The organism is Candidatus Thermoplasmatota archaeon (genome assembly GCA_029907305.1).
In the GTDB taxonomy this organism is placed as follows: domain Archaea; phylum Thermoplasmatota; class E2; order DHVEG-1; family DHVEG-1; genus JARYMC01.
Genome location: JARYMC010000006.1, coordinates 20,795 through 30,203 on the forward strand (window position 1 = coordinate 20,795; position 9,409 = coordinate 30,203).

10 protein-coding genes are annotated in these 9,409 nt (G+C 35.1%); 7 read left to right on the forward strand and 3 right to left on the reverse strand.

Translation table 11 applies throughout. The annotated features are described in order from the left end of the window. Position 1: 1 nt before the first annotated feature. Positions 2-526: a hypothetical protein gene (locus QHH19_00975; GenBank protein MDH7516911.1), complete on the forward strand. Its 525-nt coding sequence runs from the start codon at positions 2-4 to the stop codon at positions 524-526. Here the strand turns inward: QHH19_00975 and arcS are convergent. Further along, a complete protein-coding gene (gene arcS, locus QHH19_00980) occupies positions 523-2,373 on the reverse strand; it encodes an archaeosine synthase subunit alpha (protein MDH7516912.1) in 1,851 nt (616 codons plus the stop codon). The two genes, QHH19_00975 and arcS, sit on opposite strands and share 4 nt — an antisense overlap. Before the next feature lie 121 nt (positions 2,374-2,494). Here arcS and QHH19_00985 point away from each other — a divergent pair, with 121 nt between their 5' ends. From QHH19_00985 to QHH19_00995, 3 genes are read left to right on the forward strand one after another with little or no spacing between them, the layout of a single operon-like run. After that, positions 2,495-2,680, forward strand: coding sequence for a hypothetical protein (locus QHH19_00985; protein MDH7516913.1), 186 nt, complete (start codon positions 2,495-2,497; stop codon positions 2,678-2,680). Beyond that, complete coding sequence (locus QHH19_00990; GenBank protein ID MDH7516914.1) at positions 2,658-2,972, forward strand: NosD domain-containing protein; 315 nt, start codon at positions 2,658-2,660, stop codon at positions 2,970-2,972. The genes QHH19_00985 and QHH19_00990 overlap by 23 nt, the downstream gene beginning before the upstream one ends. Further along, on the forward strand, positions 2,950-3,531 hold the full coding sequence (locus tag QHH19_00995; protein ID MDH7516915.1) for a right-handed parallel beta-helix repeat-containing protein: 582 nt from the start codon (positions 2,950-2,952) through the stop codon (positions 3,529-3,531). Before QHH19_00990 ends, QHH19_00995 begins: the two co-directional genes overlap by 23 nt. Before the next feature lie 3 nt (positions 3,532-3,534). Here QHH19_00995 and purH read toward each other — a convergent pair whose 3' ends face one another. Continuing rightward, positions 3,535-5,088, reverse strand: coding sequence for a bifunctional phosphoribosylaminoimidazolecarboxamide formyltransferase/IMP cyclohydrolase (gene purH / locus QHH19_01000; GenBank protein MDH7516916.1), 1,554 nt, complete (start codon positions 5,086-5,088; stop codon positions 3,535-3,537). A 247-nt stretch (positions 5,089-5,335) separates the two neighbouring features. After that, positions 5,336-6,904 (reverse strand): hypothetical protein, encoded by a 1,569-nt coding sequence (locus tag QHH19_01005; protein ID MDH7516917.1) that lies wholly within the window; start codon positions 6,902-6,904, stop codon positions 5,336-5,338. Between the two features lie 389 nt (positions 6,905-7,293). Here QHH19_01005 and QHH19_01010 point away from each other — a divergent pair, with 389 nt between their 5' ends. The 3 genes from QHH19_01010 to QHH19_01020 all read left to right on the forward strand — a co-directional run. Further along, positions 7,294-8,370 (forward strand): hypothetical protein, encoded by a 1,077-nt coding sequence (locus tag QHH19_01010; GenBank protein MDH7516918.1) that lies wholly within the window; start codon positions 7,294-7,296, stop codon positions 8,368-8,370. Between the two features lie 37 nt (positions 8,371-8,407). Next, positions 8,408-9,061, forward strand: coding sequence for a hypothetical protein (locus QHH19_01015; GenBank protein MDH7516919.1), 654 nt, complete (start codon positions 8,408-8,410; stop codon positions 9,059-9,061). Positions 9,062-9,141: 80 nt separating this feature from the next. Beyond that, a partial coding sequence (locus tag QHH19_01020) for a transposase (protein MDH7516920.1) occupies positions 9,142-9,409 on the forward strand: 268 nt, incomplete at its 3' end.

Below are 9,409 nucleotides of genomic sequence, written 5' to 3' on the forward strand. Positions count from 1 at the left end.
AATGAGAAACATATCGTGGTTTTATTTTTTGGTGGTACTGCTAGGCTTAATCATTCTCATATTATCGATATATGATGTGGTTTTTGACCAAGGGCGAGTTATTTTTATGGTAGGGTTGTACGCTGTTGTTGTTTTCATTTTCGCTGTTTTTGTTATCTCAAGATCCAGGAAATCATATTTGGAAAGAAAAACTGTTGAGGAGTTTGAGAAAACCCTTAAGGGTAGACTGTGTCATTTTAAATGTCCGAGTTGTAATGGTATTTTTGCTATTAAAAAATCAAGGCATAATAACAAAAAACCGTTTAAGATGACCTGTCCTGATTGTGGAGCAGTTGGTTTGGTTTTGCCTTTGCCTAAATGTGTGGAAGAAGAGATACCTAAGAAGAAATCTGTTGGTGTTAATCTACAATGTGGTAACTGTGGTGAAGGGGTGACTATTTGGGCTGAGGGCGCTGATCTGTATCAAGATGTGTGTGTGTATTCTTGTCCTTATTGTGGTGTAGATAAAAACTTAAATAAGATCTAGAATCTGTGTCTTATTTTTACGGCTTCGCCATGCGTGGATTCTTTCATTTCTTTTCCATTCATCAACGCTACACCAACTGCGCATAGTTTTTTGTTTTTTAGTACAACTACTTCGTCGTCGATTCTGATCGATTCGTCTGCATCCTTTATTCCTGGTGCGAAGACTGATCCTAATAATGTGAAATCGCTGTATATTTCAACCCAATAATTTTTTGGTTCCAATAACCTGTTGGCTCCATATAGTGTTAGCGATATCAGTCCTCTTTGTTGTGTGATCATACCTAGTTGTCTATCTTTATATGTTATTTTTAGCTCAGGGTATTTTCCTTTTATGTCACAGTCAGAGATTAGTTTTTTTGCTGTTTCTCTGCCGAATTGATATGACGCAAATGATTCCAGGTTTTCTTTATTTCTTGTCCTGGCATCTACTTTTTCTAGCGTGTCTGTTGTTTTCTTTAAAACATTTAACAGTTTTTTTAGTGATTCTTCTGAGGTTGGGTTATCATCAACACAAGTTTTTATAGGATTTTTCAAGATATCTTTTAGAAACATTGTTACTGCGGTTGGTAGGTGAACAATGGTTTTTTCGTATATGTTATTTTTTAGATATTTTTTTAGTAATTCTCTAATCATCTTTTTTTCGTCTTCATCCCAGACACCTGTCACTGGGATGTCGTACATGGATGCAGGATAGATTAGTTCTAGTTCTCTTGGGACGATACCTAATGGTGATGTGATTATCACCTCGTGGACAATATGTGGGTTTTTCAAACTGTAGAGTTTTTCTCTGAATAGTTTATGGGATTTGGAAAACGAGTATGGTTTTTTTGCGGAACAGGGAAGTAATAGCAGTATTTTAGTGGATTTTGGTTTACGGTATCTGTCTATTATTCTTTCTTGGAATCGTCTTATCTCAGGTCTATGTAGTGATTCTTTTGTTGTAGCAAGAAGTTGGTTGCTACGCACCAGAGGCGTTCTTTTTTCTAAAAAATCATAGTGATTAAAGTCGAGATTTCTTAATATCGCTGTAAGCCCAGGGTTTATTCTGATTCTTGTTTCAACAAGCTCGCGTAAACAGCCTAAATGAATTGCGTTTCTAACTTGTTTTATCTCGGTATGTATCGCATAGTAGTTGTGATCTAGTATTTGTTGGAATTTCATATCAGATGGTTTACCCCTATATTTGTTACAAGATGGGCAACTGCATGGTAGTTCTTGCATCTCATCTATACTATGGTGTCCTGTTGAGAAAAGTAAAAAATTGTTTCTAGATGCTTGAATCGCAGATATGGAATCAAAAAGGTCTATTCCCAAGTATGTAAGTAAAGCAAAGATAGATGGGTCGCCTACACATGGGAGGTACAACATTTTTTGGTAACCTATTTTTTCCCTTATTTCTACTATGAAATCTACAAATTTCGATTGCTGTTGGAGAAGTTGTGATGCATTTGCAACAACAAAAAGTGAAGCATGGTTGTTTTTCAATGCAGTGTCTATTATTTCTCTGTTTGCAGGCATTATGTAGCATTCTGTTTTCTTTTTTTTGTATAGTTTTATTGCGGAGACGTGTACATCTTTTGGTAGATCCTTTGGGTAAAACAAGTAGTTGGAAATCTTGAGATTATTCTCATCTTCAGGTTGATGAGATGAAAACATACTTTCTAAGATTTTTATCATCGGTTTTTTTGTTTTCAGATCTTTATTTGTTATGAGGATATCTGCAAAATCTGGTGCTTTAAATCTAGATGTATTTACAAATAATATATTTGGTGTAGTGACTATTTTATCTTCTATGGTTAGTTCACCGATTCTTGCGGGTCCGTCTCTTTTATTTACGCTGAATTGCATTGTTACCGAATATGCGCTTCTATTTAAAGAAAGTTTAGCCTCGCTTTTTTTTCTCCTTTTTAGGATACAGGTTTAAATATTTTGTTGTGTATTTGTATAGTGTATAAGGGAGGAAAGTAAGATGAAAAATAGTATTTTTGTAAAAGTATTGGTCTTTGCTACTGTTGTTCTGTTCGTTGGAATGAATATCATAGCTGTAGTTGGAAGTTTATCTTTAGAGAAACGTGTCTCGAATGGTACTGAAGAATCATATATGCCAATTAATACCCGTGGAAATACCTTATATGTTTGGGGGATCAGGTCCTGATAATTATACTCGGATTCAGGATGCAATTGATAATGCATCTGATGGCGATACAGTTTTTGTTTATGATGATTCATCTCCATATTCTGGATGGATTTTTGTAAATAAATCTATCACAGTTCAAGGAGAGAATACAAATACTACAATTATTCAAGGACCAAGTGGTAATTTTACAGGTTTTATTATTGACTCAGATTTTGTAAAAATTTCTGGTTTTACAATTCAAAATGGTGGTGCAGGTATAAAAATTGAGGATTTTTCAGATAATATAATTGAAAATTGTATCTTTTTTTGATATGGGTTCAGGAATAGAATTGTTTGATACAGTGAATAATAGTATACGAAATTGTAAATTTGCTAATTTGACCATGTTTGGAGTGCAAATGCAAGGATTTCAAATGGATAACAATGAGATTTCTTATTGTGATTTTATTGACAATTTTGTTTTTGATATTCCTTATTATCCTACTGGTGCTTTAGTTATTGAATGTTATCGTTCTCAGGGAATAAAGATAAATCATTGCAATTTTTCAAACAATCACCATCCTGTAGTTTTATATATTGCTAGATTCGTACAGATAACAGACAATAATATCGCAAACAATTTTGATAATGAGGGTGTAGAAATCATAGGATTTTCTTTCTTAAATCTGCGCAAAAACTGGTGGGGAAATCCTCAAGGGCCAAAAATTATTTTAAATAGACCATTTAGTGAAAATCCATTAATAATTAGGGATATCAAAGGCAGTGACACTGTTATATTCAATGGTTGGAAAGCGTTTTTCACTGGGATTTCTCATATTTATCCATGGCGTACAGAGCCAGTTTCTGATGCTGGGCAGCATTTAAATTAATTTTTAATGTCTAAAATATCTCTGTCCTGAAAAAACCATGGATATACCATGTTCATCTGCAGCCTTAATAACTTCTTCGTCTCTGATTGATCCACCAGGTTGAATAATTGCTTTTACACCAGCTTTTGCAGCTACATCCACAGCATCTCTAAACGGGAAAAAGGCATCACTCGCCATTATAGACCCTTTAATATTCTCTTTTCCTTTGTATGTTGCAATCCACGTTGCATCCACACGAGATGTTTGTCCACCACCAATACCAACGGTTCTTGTGCCTTTTACGAAAACAACTGAGTTTGATTTTATATGCTTAACGCATCTTACTGCAAAATCCATTGAAATCAAATCTTCTCGGGATGGTTTATTTTTTGTTACAATACGCCAGTCTTTTTTATCTGAAAAACAGATGTCTCGCTCCTGAGCCAGGACTCCTCCTACTACGCTGCGATACTCTATACCATGTCTTTTTATCTTTTTATCTAAACCTTTTATTTGAAGAAGTCTCAGGTTTTTCTTTTTACCAAATAATGCTAAGGCTTCTCTAGTGAAACTTGGTGCGATTATAACTTCTAAAAATAGGTTAGAAAGCTCATTTGCTACATTTTTTTCTACCTTTCTGTTGAATGCAACTATACCTCCAAAAGGAGAATAAGTGTCAGTAGCGTAGGCGTCCTTCCAAGCATGTAAAAGATCATCTGAGGTTGCTACGCCACATGGTGTAGCATGTTTTATTATCACACAAGCAGGTTTATCAGGGAATTCTTTTATGCATTCAATCGCGCAATCAGAATCCAGGATATTATTATAGGATAACTTTTTCCTCTGGAGTTGAACAGCATTTGATATACATGGCTCTGTTATTTCTGGTAAAACCCTGTAAAAAGCTCCTTTCTGATGAGGATTCTCACCATATCTCATCTCCTGTATTTTACGCATCGCTATATTGTTATTCTCTGGTAGCATCTCATCAGTTAACCTATCTCTAAGATATTTAGATATTATAGCATCGTATTGAGCTGTATGTGTAAAAGCTTCTATAGCAAGTTTCTCTCTTTCTTTTTTGTCTAAATCTTTTTTTGATTTGAGAGTCTTTAAAACATTGTTGTATTGTTTTGGATTGGTTAAAACAATTACGTCCTGATAGTTTTTTGCTCCGGCTCTGATGAGTGAGGGTCCACCTATGTCTATGTTTTCTATAACATCCTCCAATGATACCTTTGGTTTTTTGATTATTTCTTCAAAAGGATAAAGGTTACAAACCAACAAATCAATTGTTTTAATACCATGTTTTTTTAGTGTATCCATATGTTTTTTTTCTTTTCTTTTTGCTAAGATACCTGCGTGGATAACTGGATGTAGTGTTTTAACCCGACCATCAAGCATCTCAGGGAAACCAGTGACATCTGATACCTCTCTGATTTTAACCCCTAATTTTTTTAAAAAAGTAGCAGTACCACCCGTTGATATTATCTCTACACCAAGTTTAGATAATCCTCTAGCAAAATCAGCTACACCTGTCTTGTCTGAGACGCTGATCAGCGCTCGCGTGATTTTCATCACTCTTACCCAACTAGCATAGGAAAGATGCTCATAAACATTTGGGTCTTTTCAGTAGTTCCGAATGTAGGATTGGGAGAGCTTAGATCTAAAAAAATTAGTGCTTATGGTCATTATAACAAGAGTCATATGGAGAAAAACAATAAGTTTACAGGAGAAAAACATGTTTAAAAATCAAAAAACAGTGGATAGAAATCTGTTTTTACACTAATTTAAAAGTTTAAAAAACAAGTTGGATAATATCTTGTTAGCCCCCAGGGTCAATCGTATAGAGTACAGTTCCAAAATATTTTGATGTGATAAGATGATCTTCTTTGACTTCACCAAACAAAGCAAGCCAAATTAAAATGTCTGCAAGAATCCACAGATTGTAAAGCAAAACTGAGAACATAAAATAAAACAATCTAATGAGGTAGTTCTTCGATGTCGTTTTAGGAAGATAGGACTGCTTCTTTACTCGATAACTGGATTCGATTCCCCAACGTTTCCCATAAAGAAGAAATAATCTTTCAGCTAAACTAACATCGTTCTCCTCAAACTGTTCGTTAGTAGCAAATGCTCGTTTCACGATTTCTCCGTTGTTATCTTCCTCTTCAACGATCACTAAATTGAATTTGACATCCTTCATCTCAAAATCAGTTATAATAGAAGGTGCAGAAGTGATTTTTAATATATCCCTAACTGTTGAATAATGGGAGCAAGGCATGAGATATTTCAGATGTAGACTATTGAATGTTTTGATCGAATATGAGTCACAAAAACCTCGGTCAATATATACTCTTTGTATTTTGATTCTTTCCAGAGCATAATTTAAAAGTATCCTAAGAACATCCTCTTTTTTATCAAATGGTCCAACAGGTAATGCAAGCAATGTAAATCGTTTTCCAGATTCCACGATATTAATAGTCGCAAATTTGTAACATTTTGATGCGCCACGTTCAGGTGCTTTACCAACAACCATCGTAGCACCACGATCACCATAGAAGTACCATTCTGTAAAATCAATAGCTACATCATATCGTTTCCTCGTGTCGAAAAGGTTTGCTGTTCTAGCCATCTCCCAAACAATCTCAAATAGAGTGGTAAACATTCGATGAAGATCTTTGTAATTCGTGTAGTTTTTCAGATGATACAATAACGTGTCTGCATCAGGATTGTCTTCTCCTCGTAGCTCTTTGTAGGTTTTACTGCCATTCTCTGCAAAGTCCTTGGTCATTCCCAAATGGATTATTAGGTCGATGAACTGATTTTTCTTGTAGAGTGTATTATTTTTCAGGTTTAGATTGATGAATGGTGCAAACCGTTTCTTGAACAATCTGCATATCTCTTTGACTTTGTCGTTTTTCTGGTAATATTGGTTACGTTCCTTTGTTTCTTTTTCTGGTTTCTCAATTTGAAATGTTTTAACATCGAGAAGTATGCCGAACTTTTCTGAGATTTCTTCAATCTTTGATACTGTAAAATCAATGAGCTCCTTTGTTTCATCATCAAGGATATGGTTAACAAAGTAACCAATTTGCGTTCTGTCTGGTGTTTCGGTAAAACCTAGTTTGAATTTTTCAGATGGATTACGTTTAAGATATTTTGTGAGTTTTGTATGGAACTTTATTCCTTTCAATTTCTGGAATAAAATAAGTTTGAGAAGTGATTCGTAAGGGAACTTAATCTTACGGTATTTGTGTGTTTGGAATAGTGATGCATCGAATGTTTTTAGGAAATCAGCTATTTTGATGTTCTTTTGTTCTTTGAATGTCTCGAAGTTTTTATAGATCTCCAATTCGATGGTTTCCGTGGAGATTTGTTTGCTTGCTGGCATTCGTGATTTCCTATCAAGGGAGAGCGTCGAAATAACCCTTGACTATTACTATTGGTAATATACTAATAGTAATATACTTTAAATACCTTATGAGCAATAGTTATATACTAGTAGTAATATAGTTTGATTCGATGGCAAAAGTGATGCTTGAAGGGTACAAATGTGAGCGATGTGGACACACATGGATACCGCGAAATAAGGGAGACTATCCTAATGTCTGTCCAAAATGTAAAAGTCCGTATTGGGATAAACCAAGAAAAACCAGATAGAATCCATCCTATCTTTATGGTATTGAATAAATAGCTAATCTTTTTTATAAAGTTTAGATTAACGTCTATTATCTGAGATTTTATAAGCTTGTGATTGTTTTGTAATTGCAGTGATATAGGATGGTAAGATGTGAATATTGTGGAAAAAAGATTGGAGTATTTACAGTTAGATATACTTGGTTAGATAAACAAAATAAAATTGCTATTCACGATAAATGTATTGGAGAATATAATAAAAATAAATCAAGTAAAATAGTAGAAAGACAACCTATTGGAGAATTAACCGAAAAAGCAGATGTTACTCCAAAACATACCGAATTGAAAAAAGGAAAGAAACTTGCTATTATCACTGTAGTTTTGATTGTTTTAATCTCTACTATTTCGCTAACTATGCTCTCATATGAAGAAAATAGATATGCGCTTATCCAAACCGACTATAATAATCTACAAGATACTTACAATTCACTCCAATCTAAATACAATTCAGCAACAAACAATTATAACCAGCTTCAAATCACCTACAATAATTTGCAAAGTAACTACAACACTCTGCAAACCGATTACAACAACTTATATGATTCATATCATACTTTATATGCTCCGTCCACCTTAATTCAGAATGGCACTATACACTGGCGATTTCGTAATTTGGATGGAACTATTGCAGAATGGACAATGCCTGTTGATACATATCGAACATACATAGATTGGCCCGAACCAACTGCATCACTATCTCTTTCAAATACGAACACAGGGGAAACATATACCGTTAAGGATTTGAGGGAATATGTTCAGCCAGATTTTTTTACAAATGTCATTTCAGGCTTTACCGATGGAAAAACAGATAAACAATTCGTTCAAGAAGTTGTGAATTTTAAAGATCAGATCATCACATATGGTTCTGGGCTGGGGGACTTTTATCGTTGGCCTGCTGAAACAATGACTGAGGGACGAGGACAATGTGGTGATACCACAATTCTGGTGGCCAGTTTGTTAAAAGCAGGCGAAAATAGGGCACATTATGGTTTGAGCGTTTATATTTGGTATTGCGATGCTTATCATATGACTAGCCCACAAACTGTTAACCATGCTATCGTGGAAGTTAAATATGCTGATGGAACCGACACGTTTATTGAAACAACATCGAATACGTATTACACATATAATCAAGTTACCGGATGGAGTTTTCAAGTTTAGAAATAATACTATGAAATTGTAGATTTGAGGATGTAAAATGACGGCATCTGCCTTGGAAATCGACGACATAGGTAAGAGGCTCGTCGGTTGCAAATATCACTGTGAAGGAGTCACGAACAAGCCTCGGGAGGGAATTCTTCCCAGATGCCTGATTTTTGAGCATAGAAAAGGTAAGAACGGCTCCGTAGTGGTCGGTTTGAACCCTGGAAAAGCAAAAAAACGTGAGCAGGAGTTCTATCTTGACCACAACAATACCTACGAGTCTGTAAAAAAGTATTGGGATGATAAGGTCAAGAATCTCAAGTATTATTCGAATCTCAGAGAGCTGATATCGATGCTGGGTTTTGACGGTCCGATAGTCTGGACGGATTTAGCCAAATGCCAGAGCTCACATAAGAACGGGGTTGTGCCGATACAGACCATGAGGACCTGCATAGACACTTACCTTAGGAGAGAAATAGAGCTGTTCCCATCGTATACGATTTTCGGCGTGGGGAATATAGCATTTGAGTTCTGTGCATTGAGTTTCCCAGAGCATTTTGTGGTAGGAATACCGCATCCGACTGGTTCTTACGGGAATTTTTCCAGATTAATCAAAAACATAAATAGGAATAAAAAGGAATACCTTAAAAAAATCTCTGATAAAAAAGATAAAAATAAAAGATATAAAGCGTTAAAAATTTTCCAATAATAGAGGGTTTTGAAAAAACCCCTGATAGAAACCTATATCTAATCATCATCCATATCCTATACATAAGGAGAGATGGAAGAATGAGTTTTAATCATTTTATCATGAAACAACAATATGAAAAAGTAAAAGGACTAGGGGATCGACTTGAATTAATGAAACAACAGATCGATTGGAAACCATTTATCCCATTGGTAGAAAGTGTATTCCAGGATAACAACATCATTGGGGGTCGTCCCCATACCGATGAACTCATTGTTGTACGATCCATGTTGTTACAAGCATGGTATGGACTGTCCGATCCTGAATTAGAATTCCAATGCCATGATCGATTAAGTTTCAGGAATTTTC

Bases quoted from the DNA above. Each gene is read 5' to 3' on its own strand.
- QHH19_00975 (MDH7516911.1), top strand. From the start codon at position 2: ATGAGAAACATATCGTGGTTTTATTTTTTGGTGGTACTGCTAGGCTTA.
- arcS (MDH7516912.1), bottom strand. From the start codon at position 2,373: ATGCAATTCAGCGTAAATAAAAGAGACGGACCCGCAAGAATCGGTGAA.
- QHH19_00985 (MDH7516913.1), top strand. From the start codon at position 2,495: ATGAAAAATAGTATTTTTGTAAAAGTATTGGTCTTTGCTACTGTTGTT.
- QHH19_00990 (MDH7516914.1), top strand. From the start codon at position 2,658: ATGTTTGGGGGATCAGGTCCTGATAATTATACTCGGATTCAGGATGCA.
- purH (MDH7516916.1), bottom strand. From the start codon at position 5,088: ATGAAAATCACGCGAGCGCTGATCAGCGTCTCAGACAAGACAGGTGTA.
- QHH19_01005 (MDH7516917.1), bottom strand. From the start codon at position 6,904: ATGCCAGCAAGCAAACAAATCTCCACGGAAACCATCGAATTGGAGATC.
- QHH19_01010 (MDH7516918.1), top strand. From the start codon at position 7,294: ATGGTAAGATGTGAATATTGTGGAAAAAAGATTGGAGTATTTACAGTT.
- QHH19_01015 (MDH7516919.1), top strand. From the start codon at position 8,408: ATGACGGCATCTGCCTTGGAAATCGACGACATAGGTAAGAGGCTCGTC.